Source organism: Bacillus sp. AFS018417 (genome assembly GCF_002560985.1).
Classification (GTDB): Bacteria; Bacillota; Bacilli; order Bacillales; family Bacillaceae_G; genus Bacillus_A; species Bacillus_A rhizoplanae.
On sequence record NZ_NTTM01000025.1, the window covers coordinates 41449 to 64566 of the forward strand.

General features: G+C 35.7%; 20 protein-coding genes and 1 pseudogene. 6 read left to right on the forward strand and 15 right to left on the reverse strand.

Annotated features, from left to right (window positions below):
• Positions 1-7 precede the first annotated feature (7 nt).
• Positions 8-1240: an arginine deiminase gene (gene arcA, locus CN326_RS11350; RefSeq protein ID WP_098309136.1), complete on the reverse strand. Its 1233-nt coding sequence runs from the start codon at positions 1238-1240 to the stop codon at positions 8-10.
• A 418-nt stretch (positions 1241-1658) separates the two neighbouring features.
• Positions 1659-2108: an arginine repressor gene (gene argR / locus CN326_RS11355; RefSeq protein WP_098309137.1), complete on the reverse strand. Its 450-nt coding sequence runs from the start codon at positions 2106-2108 to the stop codon at positions 1659-1661.
• 389 nt (positions 2109-2497) lie between these two features.
• On the opposite strand from argR, the pseudogene CN326_RS25410 reads away from it, so the two are divergent.
• The 4 genes and pseudogenes from CN326_RS25410 to CN326_RS11370 all read left to right on the forward strand — a co-directional run.
• Positions 2498-2563 (forward strand): annotated as a pseudogene (locus tag CN326_RS25410) (BBE domain-containing protein); the annotation flags it as partial.
• Positions 2564-2819: 256 nt separating this feature from the next.
• Positions 2820-3542: an amino acid ABC transporter ATP-binding protein gene (locus CN326_RS11360; RefSeq protein WP_098309138.1), complete on the forward strand. Its 723-nt coding sequence runs from the start codon at positions 2820-2822 to the stop codon at positions 3540-3542.
• Between the two features lie 17 nt (positions 3543-3559).
• Positions 3560-4345 (forward strand): ABC transporter substrate-binding protein, encoded by a 786-nt coding sequence (locus tag CN326_RS11365; protein WP_098309139.1) that lies wholly within the window; start codon positions 3560-3562, stop codon positions 4343-4345.
• A gap of 95 nt (positions 4346-4440) precedes the next feature.
• Positions 4441-5127 (forward strand): amino acid ABC transporter permease, encoded by a 687-nt coding sequence (locus CN326_RS11370; protein ID WP_098309140.1) that lies wholly within the window; start codon positions 4441-4443, stop codon positions 5125-5127.
• A 77-nt stretch (positions 5128-5204) separates the two neighbouring features.
• On the opposite strand, the gene desB is transcribed toward CN326_RS11370, so the two are convergent.
• A complete protein-coding gene (desB, locus tag CN326_RS11375) occupies positions 5205-6293 on the reverse strand; it encodes a Delta(10) desaturase DesB (RefSeq protein ID WP_098309141.1) in 1089 nt (362 codons plus the stop codon).
• 534 nt (positions 6294-6827) lie between these two features.
• On the opposite strand from desB, the gene CN326_RS11380 reads away from it, so the two are divergent.
• A complete protein-coding gene (locus tag CN326_RS11380; RefSeq protein ID WP_098309142.1) occupies positions 6828-8354 on the forward strand; it encodes an FAD-dependent oxidoreductase in 1527 nt (508 codons plus the stop codon).
• Between the two features lie 41 nt (positions 8355-8395).
• Here CN326_RS11380 and CN326_RS11385 read toward each other — a convergent pair whose 3' ends face one another.
• The 12 genes from CN326_RS11385 to CN326_RS11440 form a co-directional block, all read right to left on the reverse strand.
• Positions 8396-9172 (reverse strand): nucleotidyltransferase domain-containing protein, encoded by a 777-nt coding sequence (locus CN326_RS11385; protein WP_098309143.1) that lies wholly within the window; start codon positions 9170-9172, stop codon positions 8396-8398.
• Positions 9173-9438: 266 nt separating this feature from the next.
• Positions 9439-10551, reverse strand: coding sequence for a PRK06851 family protein (locus tag CN326_RS11390; RefSeq protein WP_098309144.1), 1113 nt, complete (start codon positions 10549-10551; stop codon positions 9439-9441).
• A 477-nt stretch (positions 10552-11028) separates the two neighbouring features.
• Complete coding sequence (locus CN326_RS11395; protein WP_369680114.1) at positions 11029-11391, reverse strand: hypothetical protein; 363 nt, start codon at positions 11389-11391, stop codon at positions 11029-11031.
• Positions 11392-11691: 300 nt separating this feature from the next.
• The gene (locus tag CN326_RS11400) at positions 11692-12927 is read right to left on the reverse strand and encodes an ATP-binding protein (RefSeq protein WP_098309146.1); all 1236 of its coding nucleotides are present in this window, start codon (positions 12925-12927) and stop codon (positions 11692-11694) included.
• A gap of 724 nt (positions 12928-13651) precedes the next feature.
• Positions 13652-13891 (reverse strand): helix-turn-helix domain-containing protein, encoded by a 240-nt coding sequence (locus CN326_RS11405; protein ID WP_098309147.1) that lies wholly within the window; start codon positions 13889-13891, stop codon positions 13652-13654.
• Between the two features lie 238 nt (positions 13892-14129).
• On the reverse strand, positions 14130-14771 hold the full coding sequence (locus CN326_RS11410) for an L-fuculose-phosphate aldolase (RefSeq protein ID WP_098309148.1): 642 nt from the start codon (positions 14769-14771) through the stop codon (positions 14130-14132).
• Positions 14772-14803: 32 nt separating this feature from the next.
• Entirely contained in the window at positions 14804-15589 is a 786-nt protein-coding gene (locus CN326_RS11415; protein ID WP_098309149.1) for a DeoR/GlpR family DNA-binding transcription regulator, read from the reverse strand.
• A 53-nt stretch (positions 15590-15642) separates the two neighbouring features.
• The gene (gene mtnA / locus CN326_RS11420; RefSeq protein ID WP_141525033.1) at positions 15643-16689 is read right to left on the reverse strand and encodes an S-methyl-5-thioribose-1-phosphate isomerase; all 1047 of its coding nucleotides are present in this window, start codon (positions 16687-16689) and stop codon (positions 15643-15645) included.
• A 12-nt stretch (positions 16690-16701) separates the two neighbouring features.
• Positions 16702-17934: an S-methyl-5-thioribose kinase gene (gene mtnK / locus CN326_RS11425; RefSeq protein WP_098309151.1), complete on the reverse strand. Its 1233-nt coding sequence runs from the start codon at positions 17932-17934 to the stop codon at positions 16702-16704.
• A gap of 367 nt (positions 17935-18301) precedes the next feature.
• A complete protein-coding gene (locus CN326_RS11430; RefSeq protein WP_098309152.1) occupies positions 18302-18910 on the reverse strand; it encodes a class I SAM-dependent methyltransferase in 609 nt (202 codons plus the stop codon).
• Between the two features lie 336 nt (positions 18911-19246).
• The gene (locus CN326_RS11435; RefSeq protein ID WP_098309153.1) at positions 19247-20353 is read right to left on the reverse strand and encodes a M20 peptidase aminoacylase family protein; all 1107 of its coding nucleotides are present in this window, start codon (positions 20351-20353) and stop codon (positions 19247-19249) included.
• 277 nt (positions 20354-20630) lie between these two features.
• Positions 20631-21917, reverse strand: a complete 1287-nt coding sequence (locus CN326_RS11440) for a transcriptional regulator (RefSeq protein WP_098309154.1) — start codon at positions 21915-21917, stop codon at positions 20631-20633.
• A 91-nt stretch (positions 21918-22008) separates the two neighbouring features.
• On the opposite strand from CN326_RS11440, the gene CN326_RS11445 reads away from it, so the two are divergent.
• Entirely contained in the window at positions 22009-23118 is a 1110-nt protein-coding gene (locus CN326_RS11445; protein ID WP_098309155.1) for a mandelate racemase/muconate lactonizing enzyme family protein, read from the forward strand.

A 23118-nucleotide genomic window follows, 5' to 3' on the forward strand; every position in this document is an offset into this window, starting at 1 on the left:
ATTTATGCTAAATATCTTTTCGAACAATTGGCATACTCATACAACGTGGACCCCCACGGCCGCGAGACAATTCCGAGCTTAATACTTCAACAACCTCTATACCATGCTCACGTAATAAAGCATTTGAGACATAGTTGCGATCATATGTAACAACTACTCCCGGTGCAATTGCTAATGTATTAGATCCATCGTTCCATTGTTCACGAGCAGAAGCAATCACATCTCCTCCTCCGCAAGGAATAAGAACCAATTCACTCAAACCTAACGCTTCTTTTAAAGCCTCAGTTAAAGATGTGCGGTATGTAATTTTGAGAGTCTCTTTATCCGATCCTTTTTCCAAAATATAAATATTCATATTCCCCTTTGGACCTTGAATGGCTGGATGGATTGTAAATTTATCATAATCAACCATTGTAAATACTGTATCTAAATGCATAAACGCACGACATTTTGGAATCTCTATTGCCAGCACTTTCTTAATTTTATTTTGACGACTAAATAAATTTTTTGCTAAGCGTTCAATGGCCTTAGCTGAAGACCTAGCAGATACTCCAATTGCAATTGTTTCCTCATTTAAAATAAGCTCATCGCCACCTTCAATCGGAAACTTATAATCACGATCTAACCAAACCGGTACATTGTGACTTGCAAAGCGCGGATGGTATTTAATAATATATTCCATAAATAAAGATTCCCGTCTCCGTGCTGGCTCTCTCATTCTATTAATTGTTAAGCCTTCACCTATTGTCGCTGCTGGATCACGTGTAAAATATAAATTTGGCATTGGATCTAAATAAAATGGATAATGCTCTTCCATTAGTTCATAAAGATGCGCCTTTTTATTCGTTTCAATTTCACTTTTACGCACGCCACCCATAATTTTTTGAATCAAATCTTCATTTGAAAAGGAAAGTAAATACTCTTTTAAAGTTTGGTGTGCAATATTTACATCTGCTTGCCCTTCTTTTAAAATACGATCAACAAATTCTTCTCGAAGCTCTTTATTAACTAATGCTTCAGCTGCTAGTTTCTCTAGATAAAGAACCTCAATCCCCCGATTTCGCAGTGTTTGTGCAAAATAGTCATGCTCTTTTTGAATAATTGGTAAATATGGAATATCGTCAAATAATAATTGCTGTAAATATTCTGGTGTTAAATTTTCAATTTCTTTACCAGGGCGTTTTAGTAAAACGGTTTCTAATTCTCCAATTTCTGAAGTAACATGTATCGGATGCTTCATTTGTTGTACCTCCTTTTAAATTCACTTGATGTCTTACAATTACATAATAAACAGAATGCATATATCGCTTTGTGAAAACGCTAACAATACTAGGTGAAATATTTCACAAATTATTTTGTAAAAAGTATAGCTAATCGTATTTTTATAAGATACTTCATCTCATAATTAAATAACTAGCTTTATATTATGTATATTAAATGTATAATAGCGTCCTATTTTATGTTAAAAGTTTTTATCTCGTATTAGCGGAAAGTAATTGTTCTACCTCAAAATTCAGCAAACATTAAATTAGGAAAATCCCGATTGATGAGAACTCATAATTAATAACAAGAACCGCTCCATTAATTAAAATTTCACTGTTTCACTTTATAAAAATAAAAAAGACTGTTCTAATTTGCATTAGAAACAGCCTTCTCATTTACATAATCAAATTCAATCTACCTTTTAGAATCTCCCTATCTGCTTTTGATCGAGAAATTACAAGACATGTATCATTCCCACATATACATCCTATTTTTTCTTTCCAGTCTAAAGAATCAAATAAAACACCGATAACATGAGCATTTCCAGGCAGAGTTTTTATAATAATCAGTTGTTCTACATAATCGATTTTTACAACAACCTCTCTTATTTTTTTCTTTAGCTGTATATCTGCTCGCTGGTTCTCTTCTGTAAAAATCTTATATATTACCAGCCCTTTTGAAGAGGCTACCTTTACTAAATTTAATTCATGAATATCTCGAGAAATAGTTGCTTGTGTAACAAATACATCACGGTGCTCTAACAACTCTACCAATTTTTCTTGTGTATCTATTTCATTCTCTCTCACCAATTGTTTAATTAGTTGTTGTCTTTTCTCTTTTTTCATGAAAGACACTCCTTCTAATATTATAGCTTTATTATATCTTGCTATAATTTTCTTCTGAAAGAGACAAAGATAAATGTTGCGGAAACGTTCATATTTTTACTTTTTATAACAATTTTTTCTATAATTTATAAAAAAGAGAGCCAATTATATTGGCTCCCATTGAAATCGCTGCTGCTAATCCAAGCCCTACTATTTTTTTCATATCAATTAATCTCCTTTTAACTTTTCTATTCAACTTTATTTCAAAAAAATATTTTTATAGTTTTCGTTTTCTTTAACTACAGCAGTAACCTGTTCTTTTTTGATGGCCTTCCGGCCTAATTTCATTCTATCAAACAAAAAGCGCAATCACTATCGAGTTACATTACAATAACATTGCACTTCTGTAAGCAAGATATGACCATCATAATGTCTTTCGTTTTCCTCAAAGCATTCCACCGCTTACAAAAAAATAAAAATGAAGAACGATACATCGCTCTTCCTTCTATATGTTGTTATCTATACTTTTTATCATAAATAGATATATCGATTTTTGAAATAAATAATTAAATTTTGAAACAAATACTTATTTCTCTCAATGAAACTGTGTAATATACGACCAGTTATAATCCCTTTAAATTTTTAACGGAAAATAAAGGAATATGACAATTTATGACTAATTACCAAGAACAAGGTATTTTTATACACCCGAATTTCATTGGAGGGGGATGCATGATACAAGTTCAAAATCTGACAAAATCTTTTGGTTCTTTAAGCGTGCTCAAAAACGTCAATTTACACGTGCAAGAAAAAGAAGTTGTCGTCTTAATTGGTGCAAGCGGTTCAGGGAAAAGTACATTACTGCGTTGCTTAAATTTCTTAGAGCTGTATGATGATGGAGAAATTTCGATACAGGGTGAACAAATCCATCCAAAACGTACAAATCTAAACAAAGTTCGAGAAGATGTCGGCATGGTTTTTCAACATTTTAATTTATTTCCTCATATGACCTCACTAGAAAACATCATTGAAGCTCCTATTCACGTCAAGAAGTTAGACAAAACAAAAGCAACAAGCATTGCCTACGAACTGCTAGGAAAAGTCGGATTGCAAGATAAGGCTAACGTAACACCCGATCTTTTATCAGGTGGCCAAAAACAACGAGTTGCTATTGCAAGAGCACTCGCAATGAATCCGAAAATTATGCTATTTGACGAACCTACCTCAGCTCTCGATCCTGAACTCGTCGGAGAAGTACTACAAGTTATGAAAGACCTCGCAAAAGAAGGTATGACGATGATTATCGTCACGCATGAAATGGGATTTGCCCGTGATGTAGCTGATCGGATCATTTTTATGGATGACGGACAAATCGTAGAGGATGCACCTCCAGAACAGTTTTTTACCGCTCCGTCAAATAAACGCGCACAGCAATTTTTACGAAACATTATATAAACATTGGAGGAGTCTTTATGAAACGACATATGCTTAAAGTAATAGCAGCGATTGCATTATGTGCTTCTTTAATATTAAGTGCCTGTAGTAAAGAAAGTAGCACTATATCCGCAGATGGAAAGCAAGAATTTCGCTATGCAATGAGTGGTTTATATAAGCCGTTTAACTATAAAGAAAACGGCAAGCTTGTCGGCTTTGACGTCGAAATTGGTGAGGCACTTGCTAAAAAAATGAATATGAAGGCTGTTCCTGTAACAAATCCTTGGGAAACACTCATACAAGGTCTGCAAGCAAAAAAATATGATGTAATTCTAGGAAGTATGGCCATTACAGAAGATCGTCTCAAAGCAGTTAATTTTACAAATCCATATTATCGCTCTGGGGCACAAATTTTCGTTACAAAAAATAACACATCAATCTCCTCTGCTGAAGATTTAAAGGGGAAAAAAGTAGGTGTCGTAAAAGCAAGTACATTCAAAACACTTGTTGCCAAGCAGACAGATCAAATTACAGAATACGATAGTGACATTACCGCTCTTATGGATTTAGAACCAGGACGAATTGATGCTGTTGTCACAGATCAAATGGTAGGTCTTCGTATGATGAAAGAAGGAAAATCAAATATAAAAGATGCTGGTAAACCATTATCTCTTGATGAAATGGCCATTGCTGTTCGCAAAGATGATAAAGAATTAATGAACAAATTAAATAAAGCATTAGATGAAATCATTCAAGATGGTACGTATGAAAAAATCAGTAAAAAGTGGTTTGGTCGTAACATTCTAAGTGAAAAAGCAGAATAGATTTTTTGTGCATAAGTAGTGCCCCGCACCTTTCATTGGGGCATTGCTATCATATTCGTAAAAATTAAAATCAACTCATAATAGAGGTGATACTAATGATCGATATTTTCATATCTACATATCCAACGTTCCTAAAAGCAATTGTTCTGACACTACAATTAACAATAACTTCCTTATTACTTGGATGCCTAATTGGATTGTTATTTGCTTTTTTTCGTATTTCAAATAGTAAACTCTTAAATGGAATTGCGCATGTATACATTGCTATTATTCGTGGTATACCGTTAGTTGTACAAATTATGATTCTCTATTTTGGAATTACATCTGTTATTGTATTATCACCTTTTTGGGCTGGCGCTATTGCCCTTGCTATTCATAACGGTGCCTATATTACCGAAATTTTCAGAGGATCCATTCAGTCTGTGGACCGCGGCCAACTCGAAGCAGCCCGCTCTTTAGGAATGACATATCCATTAGCAATGCGACGTATTATTTTGCCTCAAGCATTTCGTTTATCTATTCCGCCACTTGGCAATCAGTTCATTATCGGCTTAAAAGATTCTTCTCTCGTTGCCTATGTAGGAATGTCTGAACTATGGGGATCCGGGCTTTCTGAAGCTGCTGCAAACTTTCAGCAACTTGAAACATATATTGTCGTCAGCATCTATTACTTGGCGCTCGTTCTTTTATTTACGTACTTCGTTCATCTTCTTGAAAAACGATTAGCACGGAAAAATATAAATCACACACAACTCACTAAACAAAAAGAAATCCCTATGTAAAAAGCACGAACTCTTGATGAGTTCGTGCTTTTATCGTTACTATATAAAAATTGTTAATTCTAATAACAAACTATATTTTAGCCGTTTTTCACATTTTTTACTTCTTTTACTTCTTCTATAGTTTCCTCACGATATTCAATATTCGCAGGATCTAATCCATTCCCTAAAGAGCCGTATAGATGCGCTTTATGCGGATCAATTAACTCGCTACCTTGGTGGTACACACGCGGTGTATTCCAAAGCGTAGCTAATGCTTTCCCCATCGGCATTTCATGATAGCGCTCTGGCCACATTTCTTTAATTTTCTCTTTTACTAATGGATAGTATTTTGAGCTCATACCTGGGAACAAGTGATGTTCTGTATGATATGAGAAATTAAAATGTAATACGTCTACCCAGCGCGGCACTGTTACTGATAAACAGTTAGCAAGTGGATCATTTACAGGAACAATCGGATTCAAACGGTGATTTGTTGCGATATATCCCATTACAATAGCATTTGCAATTAATAATGGAAGAACATAAGCAAAAAACCATTTTGCAGGACCCATAATGAACAATAAACTAATCCACACTGTCCATGGTAAAAGAAGCTGAAGCCATACAGATTTTTGAGTTGATGGCTTAAATTCCTTGATAAAAAGGAAAAACATACGAGACGAATGCATTGTAAATTGAATTGTTAACGATAGAAAGCTAAAGAAAGAACGAACATGTAATGGAAGACGATATACCCATCGTAAAAATTTGCTTTTCTTAAACTTATCCATTGTTGGCCACGCATCTGGATCATGCTCCTCATGCTGTGTATGCACATGGTGAGTCAAATTGTGCCACTTTCTCCACAACTTTGGCCCAGTTGATAGTGGCAGGAACGCAATTGCGCCAAGAAAATCTCGCAGCCAAGCTTTTCTTACTACTGTACCATGTAAAATTTCATGTCCAAGAAATCCCATAGATGCAAAACATAATCCTAGAACGATTGCAATTCCAAGATTAGCCCACACGTTCAAATCTAATAAACCAATTGTCAAAAATCCCGCTATCGTAATAAGTAAATAGGCTAGTCCACCAAACAAACGAGTTGGGACTGGTTTAAATGCCTTCTTTGGCAAATGCGGTGATACACGTGCTGCATACCATCCAAACGTATGAAGATCCTTCATTCTTTTGCCCCCTTTTCATGCCGCGCTTACGCACCCTGCATACATCGATTGTCGTTTCCAGATTGATATTACTATTATTATAAAATTTTCTTTCCCAAAGAAAATTATGCTCACTCAATCTTACAATTATTATTCATTGAAAAATATTTCTCTTTTTACTCTTTATCAACCTTTCCACTAGATGAATCATATCAGTAGACTTTCTATATTGTCAATAACTTTTATGACCTAGTAATAAAAGTTGGTTATATTTTCATAATCACTTCCTATGTTACTAAAGAAAAAATGCTTATTTACCAACATTTACACTCCATACCAATTCTTCATCACTTTGTTACCAAACACTTAATTTTGTGAAGGATACTATACTTAACCCTATTTGTCCTGTGTTATGTCAAGAAAATTAAAACAAAGGATCATATACAGAATCCCTGTTAATTTATTATTTCAAAATAATTTATTTTTGACACATGAAATTTTGGTTATTGGAAAAATTAAGTAAAAGAAACTGATTAGAATAAGAGGTGCATTCATATGGAACATGAACAACTTCCAAGATTTCCAGAACCATATTGGCGGGACTCTACTAACTTCCCTACTTTCCCAAAGCTAACCGAGAACATTAAAACAGAAGTTGCCATTGTCGGAGCAGGTATCACTGGCATTACAACAGCGTACTTACTTGCAAAAGAAGGAATCAAAGTTGCATTAATTGATGCCGGAAATATTTTAAACGGAACAACTGGACATACAACTGCAAAAATTACAACCCAGCACGATCTTATTTACGATGAACTAATTAGCAATTTTGGGGAAGAGAAAGCAAGATTATATTACGAAGCAAACGATAAAGCGCGGCAATTTATAAAAGATACCGTACAACAGCACAATATCCAATGTGATTTCACAGAAGAAGATGCTTATCTCTATACGAATTCAACCGACAATCTACACAAGTTAACGAAAGAATTAGAAGCATATAAAAAGCTTAATATCCCTGGCGAATACATAGAAAGTATCCCGCTTCCAATTCCTATCAAAGCGGCACTTGTTATAAAGAATCAAGCACAGTTTCATCCGCTTCGCTATTTAGCAGCGCTTGTCGAACAATTCATTGAAGCTGGCGGCGTTATATACGAAAACACAACTGCAGTTGATGTGGAAAAAGGATCTTACCTGCAAGTCATTACAAAAGACGGACATCGAATCACCTGTAGTTACATTATTTCTTGTTCACACTTTCCGTTTTATGATGCGAACAGCTTTTTCTTCGCAAGAATGTACGCAGAGCGCTCTTATGTCCTCGGTGTAAAAACAAAACAAGAATATCCAGGAGGAATGTATATAAGTGTTGATAATCCGAAGCGTTCCCTTCGCTACACCACAATGGGTGATGAAAAATTGGTGTTAATTGGTGGTGAAAGCCACAAAACAGGACAAGGCATTAACATGATGAAACATTACGAAGCACTGCAAACATTTGGCGAAGAAACCTTTGGCATAGAAGAAATTCCATACAGATGGGCAACACAAGATTTGATTACACTTGATAAAGTTCCTTATATCGGACATATCAATGAAAATAACCCTAACATTTTCGTCGCAACAGGGTACCGTAAATGGGGCATGACAAATGGAACTGCGGCAGCCTTATTACTAAAAGCATCCATTATGAAAATCGATAGTCCATATAAAGAACTGTACGCACCATCACGCTTCCATACGAATCCAGATATAAAAACGTTCGTCACTCAAAACCTCGACGTAGCAAAACATTTAATTGAAGGAAAACTAGAATTTGCGCTTCGTAAACCCGAAGACCTCGTAAATGGAGAAGGTGCTGTCGTAAGGGTAAACGGAAAACGTGCTGGCGCTTATAAAGACGATGACGGCAAACTTCACATTGTCGATACAACTTGTACACATTTAGGCTGCGAAGTGGAATGGAATAGCGGTGATTGCACGTGGGATTGCCCTTGTCATGGTTCGCGGTTTTCGATTCAGGGAGATGTGATTGAGGGGCCGGCTGATAAGGCGTTAAAGAGAATTGAAGATATGTAGTACTGTTAATGTACAACCTTTACCAAGGAAGAGCACCAATATTATCGGTGCTCTTTCCAGCTTTGATGTAGCATATCCCGAAACAGGACATTCAACTGCTCAATATCTATAGCCGTCTTCTTTTCTAAACTCTTCACATACTCCTCGTAATACATAATCTGTCCTTCTAAAAATTCATTCAATGTCGCAATTCTTGGTCCTACATTCAGCTCGATACCTGCTTTTTTCTTCTCAAGCAATTCCTCAATTTCTTTCAAAAGGTCTGCATCCAAGGCTAATCCATTCACTAATCTTTCAAACTCAACAGGCGGCAATGTTCCTTTCTCTTCTAACCATCTGCAAGCTAGTATCGGACGTAATACATAAAAGTATTTCTTTAGCTTTACTTCTTCACCTTGCAAAAACGTGCGATAGTTTTTAGATGCCATATGTAAATAATGATAGATCGTTGCTTTTAGATCAAAATGATTGCTCATTTCCTGCAAACGCTCCGGAAGATTTGATTTCTTAACGTATACAATTGGCGAAAGAATCCACTCTAACAAAGCTGGATTCGATTTAGAAAATAACTGTAATGCTTTACGGAGTTCCCAGCCACTTATATCAAGTGCATCGCTGATTGGATACTCAATAACATCCCGCTTTTGCTCCATTGATAAGTACCAGTCCATTCGATGTACGTATACAAAACGGACATCATAGTCACTATCTTTTGATGGAAAGCCCCAAGCCCTGCTTCCGGATTCAACAGCGAAGAGAATCTTTACGTCGTTTTCTCTTTCAATTCGTTGTAGCTCTAATTGAATTTTTTCTCTCATATTTATCACTCTCATTTTTCTATCATTTCCTCGGAAATTCGACACCGAATCCAAAACACCTGCCTTTAGTATGGCATCTGCGATAACATACATATACAAATTTTCTGTGTATGTCGTGTCTTTCTTTAAGATAAAATGTCAATGAAGAGGATTCTCTATTTCTCAACTATACCTTCAATCACCACTCCTAAAAGACACTATTACATGTCATTTCCTCGTTAAGCAGGATAAGATCTCAAAAAAATAACCCCTTGGAAACCAAGGGGTTATTTTTGCTCTTGTGCTATTTTCTCTGCAATCCGTTCAAACTCAGCTTGAATTTCATCTTTAAACGAATCCACTTTGTCAAAATCCATCGCTGTAATATAAATTTTCTCTAATTTGTCACGTACAGTTTTTGCTTTCGCTAAATAGGACATCGCTTCATTCATTTTTTCTCTATAGCGCCTTGATACATCTTGAATTTCTACTGCATATTTCTCATCTGTTCCCGGTGCAATAATGAGCTCATACATATCAATGATTTCATCATTCTCACGGGTTGGAAAATATTCATGAGGTGCTGTACTATCAAAAATTGCAAAGCCAAGCTCTCTTACAATAACCATATCAAGGCTATTTGGATCAAAGCCGCAATGATATATCTCAACATCGAAGCCCTTCTCTTCAGCTGCCGCTGCTAATTTTTTTAACATCGTAGATTTCCCAGAACCAGGACGCCCTTTTATAAAATAACGCTTCGGTACATCTTCCGTTAAATTTGGAACAAAATCAACTGCTCCTTTTGGCGTTGCGGCTCCTAAAAAACGATGCTTCACATTTGCTTGTTTCGTACACGTTTTATCACTAAAAAATTGCTGTATGAGCTGTTCTGTCAGCTCATTTGCTTTTTCAAAATCAATATGGTCAATATAAAACTTCTCCCACTCATCATGAATCTCTAGCGCCGTCTTAAAACGCGCATAAGCTGACTGAAACGCATTGCCCGCTTCTGATGTATAACGCATAATCTCATCTTTATGCGCCCCAAGTTGAGTAGAATCCCAAGCTACACCTAAGTTTACATACTCTTCTACAACGCCTGGCGCTTTCGGTTCAATAACATGCGGCGCTGTTCCATCAACAATTCCAACTTGTAATGACGGAATAATCACACCATCAATCGAATTATTGTCAGACGAACAATGTAAAAATTCAATATCATACCCTTTCTTCACCCACTCACGACCAATCAGCTTCATAAGCGAAGACTTTCCTGTTCCAGGTCCACCTTTTAAAATAAACAACCGGTCTAATCCCGTTAAGTTCTCTTCAAATAAACTGTAAAATCCCCTTGCTGTATTACCGCCAGCATAATAATTTTTTATATTTCCTGTCACTGCCTTTCACTCCCTTGTAAGCAGTTTCACTACATAAGCTACAATATGCAAACAGGGAAGGATAGGTGAATACCCATCTAAACTTCCTTCAGTGGGGTGCTTACTGTCAGTTAATGCAGGATCAAAAAAGAGAAACTCGTAATAGTTCCTCTTCATCTCTCATTATTCATTTCTATATTTATTTCTCCAAGAATATAAGAGAAGGCTAAACATAACTACAGTTTGCAGCATAATAAGCACCGCATCCCAAAAATATAAATTCGACATTGATTTTTGCAAGTTAGGAATAGTTTGCTTCATCTTGAATCATAGTAATTACATCAATACAGATCGGAGGCATTTCATAAAATTCACCCGTCACTGCATCTTCAACAATGTAGCTTTTTTAATCTTTACGGATTTCTATATCATGTAATGTTACTATCGATTCATACATTAGTTTCATAGTATTCACCTTTTTTATTTACATTTTTATTCCTACCATGGCCAGTTGCACCACCAACATCCTGTCGTTTTTACTTTTTCTAACTTGCGAATTTTCATATTTACACCTCCTTCATCATCTATTATCGTAAGTGAAATATAAGTGCCAAAACAAATGCATTTGATTAGAAATTCTTTATTTTCTTTATGAAGATAATACATCACAGGTAATAACAAGAGCATAATAATATAAAACCACAGTCCCATAAAACCCATATGTTTTGTGCCACTTTTTATAACATAGACTGGGAAAATATAATTATACAGAAAATCATATAATATAAAAATCGAATAAAATAATGATATAAACCATTTCATAGCTTGTTTCTCTTCATTTTTAAAATTGGAACATATTATTAATTTTCACATATCTTACAACACTAGCCGTACGTACTCTAAGAAGAGTATGTTATTCATTTAAATATACAGCTACACAGTTATCATAACTAACATAATATTTCGTCATTTATCGACATTTTCCTCTATTTATAAATGAAATATTTTCTAACTAAAACAGATTGTCCTCTCTTTAACAATACTTTTACACCTCATTTACTCATAGTTATGTATAAAAAAACTCTTCNNGAAGAGTTTTTTTATACATATATTTATCCCGCATTAACGGGCAGTAAGACCCCCGCTGATGGAAGTTTCACTTTATTTTACCTCTACTGCTGGCAGCATAACTTTTACCTTTGTTCCGATACCAAGTTTGCTTTCAAATACAATCTCACCTTGATGTTCTTCAATAATTTTGTATGTAACCATTAATCCTAAGCCTGTTCCATTTTCTTTTGTCGTATAGAAGGCCTCACCTATTTGATCTATTTTTTCTTGATCGATTCCGCATCCTTCATCAGTAACACTCACTACAATTTGATTATCATGAACTACATTTGCTTCCACAATAATATTACCGCCATTTGGCATAGACTCTATCGCATTTTTAATAAGGTTAAGAAATACTTGTTTCATTTGTTTCTCATCACATTGTATAGACGGTAATGTTTTATCAATCATTGTCGAAATGGTAATGCCATATTGCAAAGTCGGCTGTTCTACAATATAAATCACATAAGATAAAATATCTTTTATATTATGTAATTTATATTCTCTCTTTTTCGGCTTTCCAAGAACCATTAATTCACTAACAATCGTATTCATACGCTCAATTTCTTGCACCATAATGTTATAATACGCAGCATCTTCAGGATGTTTTTCTCTCTGCAATTGTGTAAATCCTTTTAATGCTGTTAATGGATTACGGATTTCATGTGCAATCGTAGCCGCCATTTTTCCAACGACTGCTAGTTTTTCAGCTTGCTGCGCTTCTTCAAATATTTGTGTAATGGTACGTACATACGATTTGAAACGTGTTAACAAAATAAAGGATATGATTCCGAGAATCGCACATAATACGATTGGAATAATAACCGTTGATATGTGTAAGAGAATCCCTAAAAGGGCATATTTCCCAATCATACCGAGCGAGACTAACCAAAAATATCGTTTATTCACAAAAAGGGGCGAAAACAGAACGAGAAACTGCTCTACCGCATTCCCACTTGCAAATTTTTGTGAGTCCCCTAGATAAATCATTATACTATTAAGTAAATCAATAAAGGTATATCCCAAAAATATGATATACTTTACAGCATATGGATTTTTCTTTTTTATTAAGTAAATTCCAATCGGCAATAACAGAAACATGAAAATATGCACTCCAAACCCTAATCCACCTTCTGGAAAACCGATTGGCCGATCATCTATTTTCATTGCCGGATAAATAAAATAATATATGATATCATAAGAGAAGAAAATAATATAAAACAAACTTAAAAAAAGCTTTAATGCTTTAATTTCCTCTTGTATGAGCATATCAGCTTTGTCCACGCTAAAACTCCTTTATACATAGCATCAATTTTATATACTACTTGTTATTTTATAAGAAAAAAACAAATTTATGAAACTATTCTTCCTAACATAGATTGTTATTCATTAAACAAATATTGTTTTCTTAAATACTTTATTGATTCCCTCAACATAAGAGTGAAAACTCATTAATAAAATATAAGCTTCCCAATTCAGCATCTCTCAAATACATTCACACGTTACAGAAAATGTATCGAAATGCATATCCTATTAAATATACATATTTCACAACATGTAGAATTTCTTTCTTTACAAAATGTATGCTAAGTAATAATAAAAGCAAAATTAAACACCCACAAAAATAACTTGGCACTTTTCATTTCTTCTTCAAGCAATATAGGATTTGGATTCACCTTAAACTCCTTTGCATGTTTATATAATCGAGAATAAAAAATGTTTCCAATGTTTTATTATATCGATAAAAAAATATCCTACAATCCTATTTTAAAAATAAAAAGAAAGACTCTTATCTAATTTGTTGCATCCACAATTAGAAACAGTCCTCTTTCTCCCCCTTGTTTTCTTCCGCTATTTTCAAATAGCTTTTTCATTCTCTTCATACATAAGTTTACCTAAAGCAGGATAATCTTTCTGAATCCCATTTAATAAAACCTTTTTTCTTCTATGACTAAAATCATGTATTTTAGTTTTAATAATTGATTCATATTTTCTAAGTATCCTATTTCTAGTCCTCATCTTTCACATCGAAATCTTCAGGAATTGGTTCGTTTAATATTTCTTCTACTAACTTTTTATATTTCTCCATTTGTTCTAGGTGTGTATTAAATTGCTCTTTATTCAGCAAGTACTGTTCTCCATCATGGACAGCACGAATGCGTTTTTGTTGGATTAAGCTTTCAATATACGATTCTGGCATATTTAAAAATTCAGCTGCTTCTTTTATTGTTAAATACAATATGTTCATTCCTTTCTTATATAAGCGAAGTAAGTGAAATTACTCCATTTTATCCCGCTATTTGCAAGTAGTAAGATCCCACTGATGGAAGTTTCACTTTATTAATCACTTTATCTTCCATTCGTATAAACTTTACCACACTCACCACATCTTTGGGAGTTAACAATACAGATATATGTTCAAATTGTATTCTATAGAAATAAAAGATTAGGGAAACTCATCCCTAATCTTTTATTTTGAATGTTATTCATTTTTGACCGTACGTCTCAAACTTCTTCGCTAATACAGCTAATTCTTCCTCTGGCAATAGTTTCGGTTCTCCAATACATTTCGTTTGATAATAAATTTGCGCACAAAATTCTATCTCTTCTGCGACTGTAAACGCCATTTTAATATTATGTCCCCCTGCAATTAGTCCATGATTCGCAAGTAAAACAGCGCGGCGATCTATCATTCCTTCATAAGCTGCTTCTGCTAATTCTTTCGTACCGAATGTTGCATACGGTGCACAGCGCACATTTGGACCTGCAAAAGCTACTAAATAAGAAACAGCTGGAAGCTCCCAACCTAATGATGCAATTGTCTTTGCATAAGGAGAATGTGTGTGTACAAGAGCATTCAAGTCGTCTCTTTTTTGATAATAAATGAGATGCATATCAAGTTCACTAGATGGTCTTCTTGTTCCATCAATAACATCTCCATTTAAATTCAGTACAACCACATCTTCAGGCGTTGTCTCAAAATACTCTAATCCGCTTGGACTCATCGCAACTAGGCCTTGTTCACGATTAAAAATACTAATATTACCGCCTGTCCCCTTTGTTAGTCCGCTTGTGATTAATTTCTTTCCATACTCTACAATTTCTTCTCTCTCTTTTTGTAGTAACATATACATCCTCCTCAACGGGACACTTGTTATGGCTAGTTTGCTATAATAACCGGTATTCCATATTTTTCATAGCTTGTAATACATTCTTGCTGCATCGGTGTAAGTGGTACGAGTTCATCTGTAATAATTTTTGTAATGCACTGTTTATCACAGACTTCAAAGAAAGCAACCTTTCCAAGCTTCGTATGATCCACTAGAACGATGATTTCACTTGCCTTATTCAGCATCGCCTGCTTCGCTTCCCCTTCATCTATTGCCGTATCTGTTAAACCTTCATGGAAGCTTAGCCCTTTACTTGAAATAAAAACTTTATCAATATAAATTGATTGAAGATATTGCTGTAAGGATGCCCCCATGATAGACAATGATTTTCCTCGTAAAAAGCCGCCAAGCAAAATCACTACAATATGAGGCGCATCTGCCAGCTCTATTGCAATGCTCAAGTTATTTGTTACAACTGTAAGGCTTTTACGGTCTTTAATGAACTTACTTACCTCAAGTGCAGTTGTACTTGCATCAAAAGCTATTACATCACCATCTTCAATGAGCTTTGCGGCTTCTTTCGCAATAGCCATCTTTTCTCGCTTATTACTGTTTAACCGCTCTTCCATGGAAGCTTCATATACACGCTTCGTTTTCAGCTTTACACCGCCGTAGACCCGGATAACCTTACCATCCTTTTCTAGCCTCTCTAAATCCCTTCGTATCGTCATTAATGACACTTGAAAGACATCACTTAAATACGAAACATCTGCGTATTCCGTCTTCTCAAGCATCTCAATAATTTTATTTCTTCTATCTGCTGGTAAATTAGACATGATAATCGATCCTCTTTTATTTATTTTCTTATATGTCTAATATGCAAAGTTTATTATTGCTGAAATAACTTTTTTAAGTTTTCCGCAAACGGTGGACGTACAATGCCCTTCTCTGTAATGATTGCTGTAATATTCTCATGCGACGTTACATCAAATGCCGGGTTATACACCTTGCTATCTTGCGGTGCTGAATATTGTCCAAAGCGGTTAATAACTTCAGAAGCATCGCGTTCCTCAATCGGAATCTCTTTCCCTGTTGGTGTTTTCAAATCAATTGTTGGTGTCGGCGCTGCTACATAAAATGGAATGTTATAATACTTTGCTAAAATAGAAACTCCTAACGTTCCAATCTTATTCGCTACATCACCGTTTGCTGCCACGCGGTCACATCCGACAATTACTGCATCAATTTTCCCTTGTGACATTACCATCGCTGCCATATTATCGGTGATGACTGTTACATCGATGCCAGCTCGCTGCAGCTCTAACGCTGTTAGTGTAGACCCTTGTAATCTCGGACGCGTCTCATCAGAATAAATTTTTAAATCCCAACCTTTTTCCTTCGCTAAATACATCGGTGCTGTTGCAGTTCCGTATTTTGTTGTCGCCAAAGCACCTGCATTACAATGCGTTAACACACCCATACCATCTTGAAATAACGTAAGCGCATGTTCACCAATTTGACGGTTAATTTCCTCGTCTTCCTTATGAATCATCTTTGCTTCTTCTAACAATCTATTTTTCAAATCTTTAATAGATAAATGAACATTTTCTTTTGCGACGTTCTCTATTCTCTCAAGCGCCCAAAATAAATTTACAGCTGTCGGTCTTGAAGTCGCTAAATAAGCACATACTTTTTCAACTTCATTTATAAACAGCTCTATTGAATTTTCCGGTACTTCTTTTACTCCTAAATACACACCGTAAGCTGCTGAAACCCCAATCGCTGGTGCACCGCGTACCTTCATCACTTGAATCGCATCCCATACGCTCTCTGCTGTTGTAAAAGATTCATAGACAACCTCATTTGGTAATAAAGTTTGGTCTAATAAAACTAAAGCTTCATCTTTCCATTGAATCGGTATTAATTGCTCAGACATAATCTTCTCTCCTTATTTTGTGTTAAGTGACAGTGCTTGTGTTTTTAACGTTTGTAAAAAATCATTGCCTGTTTTGTGCGTACTTGCCTGTAAAATAAACAACTTCGCAGCTTGCAAACAAATGCGTTCTGCTCTAGTACGAGCTTCTTCATCTGCAATAGATATGATATCCTTTACTTTTGCTAAACCAACAATGCGGCGAATTAATTCAAGACCAGTAATAGCCGCTGTATCTTCTAGCACAGACTGTAAATACCAACGACTAAATCCTTCTTCTTTTGCCATAATGTCTGTAACATGTGCATTCCAAGTTTCTAAGAATTTTACTGAAAACAGATCAATTACATCCGTAATCGTAGACTCCAACCAGTCCATATAAGCATCTTTTTCTATCCCAGAAACCATTGTCGCATCCGCATTTGCCCATGCAAATATTAAGTTTGCCACAACATTCCCGATGTCATATCCCATCGGTCCATAAAACGCGAATTCCGGATCAATCACCTTTGTAGAATCTTTTCTTACAAATACAGAACCAGTATGCAAATCTCCATGCAGCAAAGCTTGTGCATTTGTCATAAACGAAAACTTCAGCTTCGCCACTTCCATGCGAAGTGCGTCATCACTATATATATGCTCTCGAATCCAGCCTTCATTTAAAGAAAACAGCTCATTTCTTTTGTTATGATCTGTAAACGGCTCAGAGTACACAAGATCTTCTGTAATCTCACATAACTCCGGATTTATATAGTTCTTCACTAACTCCTTTTTCTCTTTATGATTCATTACCACATCTGATGTTAATAGCAATGTGTTGACCATAAAGGTCGTTAAATCATCTGCAAGCTTTGGAAAGATTTGATGATTCATAAGCGCAGTACGAAGAATCGTATGATCTGACAAATCTTCCATCACACAGCAATTCATTACATCATCATACAAATACACATTCGGCACGAGCTTTGGTGCCAGCTTCCCCTCTAGCTGGAGCACATCTGACTCAATGCGAATACGATTCGTAGATAATTTAAACTCATCAGAAATACGCGCCGTATCTCCTGCTTGCTTCACAATAACAGAAGTTCCCTTCTCTTCACCCCAAACACGGAACACATAATTTAAATTGCCATCCCCAATTTCCTTACACTGCAAACGCTGTGCGTCCTCGAACATCGATAACTTCTCCATCACATACGGTATTACATCACTAGATTCCATTAAAAAATACTTCGTGAACTTAGACATGGTTTCTCCCTCCACACTAAATGTAAGCGTTTTCTAAAAGCCGTAAAAATAATAGATTGATAGTATTTTATTCAACCTATGTTATAAATTGTTCTTTTTGGATCATATTTTGTTCGAAACGAACATCTATTTTTTATTATAGCTTGTTAAGGAGGGGAGTCAATAATTTCCTATATGAAACAAAAAGCTCTTTATGTATCCAAAAGCTTCTTGTTCATTTTTTTATAGAACCCCTGACGCTAACAGCATCATTTTACAGTGCTAAATACTTCCCCTAAATTCTTCAGGAATCTTGTTTTGTATAAAGTGAAACTTTCATCAGTGGGGACTGAAGAAAGTTTCACTTTATCGATTTAACATTGGCTTTCTAATACGCTAATCGATATATCAAAAACCTCTCATTAGAATTTCGTTCATACAATCCTGGCAATATAACTTCCTCTTTCAATTCAAAAGAAGTTTGATTATCTAAAAAATAAATATAATCTTCTGATGGATAATATAAAACTAGTTCTATTTCCCGTTCTACTTCTTCCACTGAAAGTAGTATGTTGTTTATCACATTCATAAACACTTGCACCGAAAACGGATTAAAAAAGTAAAACTTATTATCAAGTGGATCAATCTCGTACTCTTGTGCCAAGCAACAATGAAAATGAATTTTATCTTTACTTTTTTTAGCCTTCTTCAAATAACTATCTCTATTGTCCATTGCTTCTTGATAGAAAGTCTCGTTCATTTCTATCCCTATTACAGAGGCATGATAGAAATGGTGGATATAAAAATTTAATCGTCCTTTTCCGCATCCAAAGTCAACAATTTGGTCACTGCTTTTCAATTCATACTTACTAAATAATTGCTCTAGTGCATAATACGGCGTTGGTTCATAACGATGATAATGCAAAGACTCGTAGAACCCCTTTTGCTCTCCTACTGTTTTTATGTTTAATACTGCGTCATAATATTGTTCGTTCATGGATTCACTCCTAATTAACAGATTATAAATTCCATTATAAAAAGACCCCCGATAAAGTCAGCGGTCTACTCGTCACGCTTCGTCATCTCATCCACACATTCTAGTATGCAAAGATGTTAGTAAGAATTGAAGAACCTTCATAATTTGTTAGCATTTTTTATTTGCTTCAGAAAATTTTTCAATGACATATAATCCAATTTTATCATATACAAAAGTTTCGAACCTGTACCATATGAAAAAGCTACCCTAAAAGGACAATCATTTTTGACCTTTTCAGGGTAGCTTTCGTATCTGAATTTAAGGACGAAAAACCTCAAATTTCAAATAGAAATAATATTATTTCAACACTTCCAATACCGTTTGCTTCAATATTTGCACGCCATCTACTATACAAGCGTGATCAAACGTCATGTGAGGATGATGTAACCCTGGCTTTAGATTTGCACCTAATCCTAGCATAGCAGCTTTTAAGTGCGGCTTTTTGACCGTATAATAATGAAAATCATCACTTCCTGCTGTAGGAAGCGGTGCGGTGCAGCCACCTTCGCCATATGTTTGGAGAATTCCCTTACGAAGGAACTGCTCCGCCTCAGCTGATACTTGTGCTCCAGGTGCGAAATCAACCCATTCGTAAGAAATCTTTACACCCATCGATTCAGCTGATTGAATAACCTGTTCTATTTTTTTCTTTAACTCTTCTAACAGCGGATTGCTTTCTGCCCTTACATCTAAGGCAAAATGGCCGTTTCCTGGAATGATATTTAAACTTTCACCGCCCGCTTGGCATCTCGTCATTTTAACGGAATAAGAATGTTGTGGTGAAAGCCATATATTTTTTAATCCAATATTAATCATCGAGATCACATCAATTGCGTTCACACCTTGATGCGGCCGCGCGCCGTGAGCGTCAGTTCCATATATATGAGCTTCTAAAAAATCTGCCGCTCCATGCCGAATGGATGGTGCCGCTTGCTTCAATGGTAATTCCTCTATTGGTCGTAAGTGAATACCAAATAAGAAATCAACATCATCCACAACACCTTTCTCCACCATCTTCAAAGCCCCGCCTCCTTTTTCTTCTGCGGGCTGAAAAATAAAGCGAACCGTCCCCGTTTGCCACTCCTCATTTTTTAACTGTAAAATAAGCCCCATCACAATTGTCATATGACCATCATGGCCACATGAATGATTTGCTTTGAACTCCCCATCTACTTCTTGCCACAATGCATCCATATCAGCTCGAATGGCGACAACTGGTTTCCCGCTTCCCATTTCTGCTATCACTCCGGGACAATCATCAAATGTTTTATAAGAAATTCCTTCTGCCTCTAAAAATTTTGTAATATAGGTAGTCGTATTATGTTCATGCCAACTCACTTCAGGATGCTCATGTAAATATTGAAAAATTTTATTTAAACGATTCTGCAAATCTTCTCTTTTCAACTTGATGCTCTCCCTTCTATACGCAAAACAATTCTCTTAAGGCTGTTTTGAAATGACATTCATTCGATACAAAACAACTTTTTATTTTTCATTTATAACATTCATGTTTTTCAAAAACATATTGAATATTCATTCAAATGTCAAGTGATTGCTCTCTCGGTATGTTTTCACCATATGCTGGACTGAATTTTACTGTATCCATCCTCTCCATTCTTTATGCGATAACCAGTTTTAATATCACTAAACTTTCCAAGACAGAAAGAATGGCATTAAGAAACTACATCAGAGACGTAGTATGAATAGAATAAATAGGAAGCTTTAATTCATAAAGAGCACGAGGGCGTCCTTGTTGATAGGGCATCTCCTCACCACAAATATTTGCATATCCTTGATCGACCAATTTCTTCAAAATACGCTCTGTTGTGCGTCTTGTTACTTGTAAATACTCCGAAAGATCGGCTGCTGTAAATTGAAGTGATGAACGAGACTGACTAAATTGAATAATTTTCGATAAATTTGCTGGACTCAGTTTTGTTTCTTTCGCTATCTTTAGTAGTTCTTGACTATTATTTTTAAGGCTCTGCACTTTCTTTTCTTTTGGAAAAGGTCCAAACAGTTCTTTTTCATCCGTTAATATATAACAACAGCTTTCCATTTGATTGTTTGTCGCAAAGTTTTGAGCAATTTTAGCGTTTTGTTCCGCTTCTTTTACTGTTCCCCCGTAGCCAAATCCAAGTGCTACAAGATCTTTCGAATTGCTTAAAAAGTTTTGAAGAGAACTTGTTTTTATAAATGCCTCAATATCACCACGCGTCGTATACAGAATGTATGAGGTTTCATCTACTTGACGAAATGAACCATGAATTTCACGAGCAAACGTATCAAGATGCTCCATTGAAATATGGTTTGATGACGGAAATGCTATCACACATACTGCAACAGTCGCTGAATAACTTTTCGCTAATTGTGCTTTTGCTTTTGCATCTTTTAATCCTTGTATAAGAGCTTTTGTCGGATCAAGCATTCGCTGTGAAGGTACACCAAGTTCGATAAGTTGGTCATAAACAGCATGAACACTCGTTAGTGCTAAATCAACTAATCCTGATTGATACCGAGAATAATGAAAATCCACAATCTCTTTTATTTCAAACATATTCGGTAACATATCTTGATAATCCATAACTTTGGGAACCCCCGTAATCCCGATATCACTGAAAACATTTGTAACGAAAGAAGAATTCACTAAATCAATTGAAATTCGTTCCGGTTGAATGTTTTTATGATGTAAAATGAAAAGTAAAGAAGACGCAAGCGCCATTTCGTTTTGCTGCAAATAAATACTTGGAATTCGTAATTGTTCTCGCATTTCTTTTGAAATATAATAAGGTATAACACCGGAGAAGAAGATCACATCACACAGCTTTAAATGCCGGATAATTTCTGAAGATTCTTTCGGATGAGAATAAACATAAGGTTCAATCTCTATATCTTCGACTTGGTGGGCAACAGCCACAAGGTTCTGAATAGACTCTTGTGTACCAATAACCGCAATCTTTATCATCATTTGTTCAAACTCCTTATCACCATTTAACGACTATTTAACGACAACTATATCAAATAAAAAAGAACATTGTAAACAGAAAGGGGTCTTTTCAATGAAAATCACAGCAATTCATCTTTATGCAATTCGTTTACCGCTTCGCAATCCATTTATCGTAAGCTATGGTACTTATCCTGATATGCCTTCCATTATTGTAAAACTCGAAACTGATGAAGGCATTATTGGTTACGGAGAAGGCGTAGCTGACGAGCATGTTACATGTGAAACATGGGAGAGCACTTTTCATATTTTAAAACATACATTAGCTCCTGCCTTGCTAGGTAAAAATCCAATGAATATCGAGAAAACACATGACATCATGAATCAAACTATTTACGGGGTACCTACTGCTAAAGCTGCGATTGATATCGCTTGCTTTGATGTAACGGGGAAAAAACTCGGACAGCCTGTGTATCAATTAATTGGCGGACGCTATCATGAAGAATTTCCAATTACCCATGTTTTAAGCATCGACTCCCCAGAAAACATGGCGGAAGAAGCTGCTTCCATGATAAATAAAGGTTACCAATCTTTTAAAATGAAAGTCGGAACAGATGTTAAAAAAGATGTTGAAAGAATTGAAGCTGTACGTGAACGAGTCGGAAACGATGTCGCAATTCGCGTTGATGTGAACCAAGGCTGGAAAAACAGTGCGACGACGTTAACCGCATTACGTTCACTTAAGCATTTGGACATTGATTGGATTGAACAGCCTGTTATAGCCGATGATATCGACGCAATGGCTTATATTCGCTCAAAAACAGACCTTTCTCTTATGATTGACGAGGGATTAAAAGGCCCACGTGAAATGCGCCAAATTATTCAAAAGCAAGCTGCCGATAAAGTGAACATTAAATTAATGAAGTGCGGTGGAATCTATCCAGCCGTCAAACTAGCCCATCAAGCAGAAATGGCTGGAATCGAATGTCAAATTGGTTCAATGATCGAATCATCCGTTGCCTCTTCCGCAGGATTCCATGTCGCTTTTTCTAAAAAAATCATTACAAGTGTTGAACTGACCGGGCCATTAAAATTCACAAAAGATATCGGGAATCTCTCCTATGATGTCCCTTTTATTCGCCTAACAGAAAAGCCTGGATTAGGCGTTGATGTCAATGAAGATATACTCAATGAGTTAACTGTTTTTCAAGATATTATTTGCTAA

What these genes read in the sequence shown, in the direction of transcription:
- arcA (WP_098309136.1), bottom strand. Translation starts at nt 1,240, where the DNA reads ATGAAGCATCCGATACATGTTACTTCAGAAATTGGAGAATTAGAAACC.
- argR (WP_098309137.1), bottom strand. Translation starts at nt 2,108, where the DNA reads ATGAAAAAAGAGAAAAGACAACAACTAATTAAACAATTGGTGAGAGAG.
- CN326_RS11360 (WP_098309138.1), top strand. Translation starts at nt 2,820, where the DNA reads ATGATACAAGTTCAAAATCTGACAAAATCTTTTGGTTCTTTAAGCGTG.
- CN326_RS11365 (WP_098309139.1), top strand. Translation starts at nt 3,560, where the DNA reads ATGAAACGACATATGCTTAAAGTAATAGCAGCGATTGCATTATGTGCT.
- CN326_RS11370 (WP_098309140.1), top strand. Translation starts at nt 4,441, where the DNA reads ATGATCGATATTTTCATATCTACATATCCAACGTTCCTAAAAGCAATT.
- desB (WP_098309141.1), bottom strand. Translation starts at nt 6,293, where the DNA reads ATGAAGGATCTTCATACGTTTGGATGGTATGCAGCACGTGTATCACCG.
- CN326_RS11380 (WP_098309142.1), top strand. Translation starts at nt 6,828, where the DNA reads ATGGAACATGAACAACTTCCAAGATTTCCAGAACCATATTGGCGGGAC.
- CN326_RS11385 (WP_098309143.1), bottom strand. Translation starts at nt 9,172, where the DNA reads ATGAGAGAAAAAATTCAATTAGAGCTACAACGAATTGAAAGAGAAAAC.
- CN326_RS11405 (WP_098309147.1), bottom strand. Translation starts at nt 13,891, where the DNA reads ATGAACATATTGTATTTAACAATAAAAGAAGCAGCTGAATTTTTAAAT.
- CN326_RS11410 (WP_098309148.1), bottom strand. Translation starts at nt 14,771, where the DNA reads ATGTTACTACAAAAAGAGAGAGAAGAAATTGTAGAGTATGGAAAGAAA.
- CN326_RS11415 (WP_098309149.1), bottom strand. Translation starts at nt 15,589, where the DNA reads ATGTCTAATTTACCAGCAGATAGAAGAAATAAAATTATTGAGATGCTT.
- mtnA (WP_141525033.1), bottom strand. Translation starts at nt 16,689, where the DNA reads ATGTCTGAGCAATTAATACCGATTCAATGGAAAGATGAAGCTTTAGTT.
- mtnK (WP_098309151.1), bottom strand. Translation starts at nt 17,934, where the DNA reads ATGTCTAAGTTCACGAAGTATTTTTTAATGGAATCTAGTGATGTAATA.
- CN326_RS11430 (WP_098309152.1), bottom strand. Translation starts at nt 18,910, where the DNA reads ATGAACGAACAATATTATGACGCAGTATTAAACATAAAAACAGTAGGA.
- CN326_RS11440 (WP_098309154.1), bottom strand. Translation starts at nt 21,917, where the DNA reads ATGATGATAAAGATTGCGGTTATTGGTACACAAGAGTCTATTCAGAAC.
- CN326_RS11445 (WP_098309155.1), top strand. Translation starts at nt 22,009, where the DNA reads ATGAAAATCACAGCAATTCATCTTTATGCAATTCGTTTACCGCTTCGC.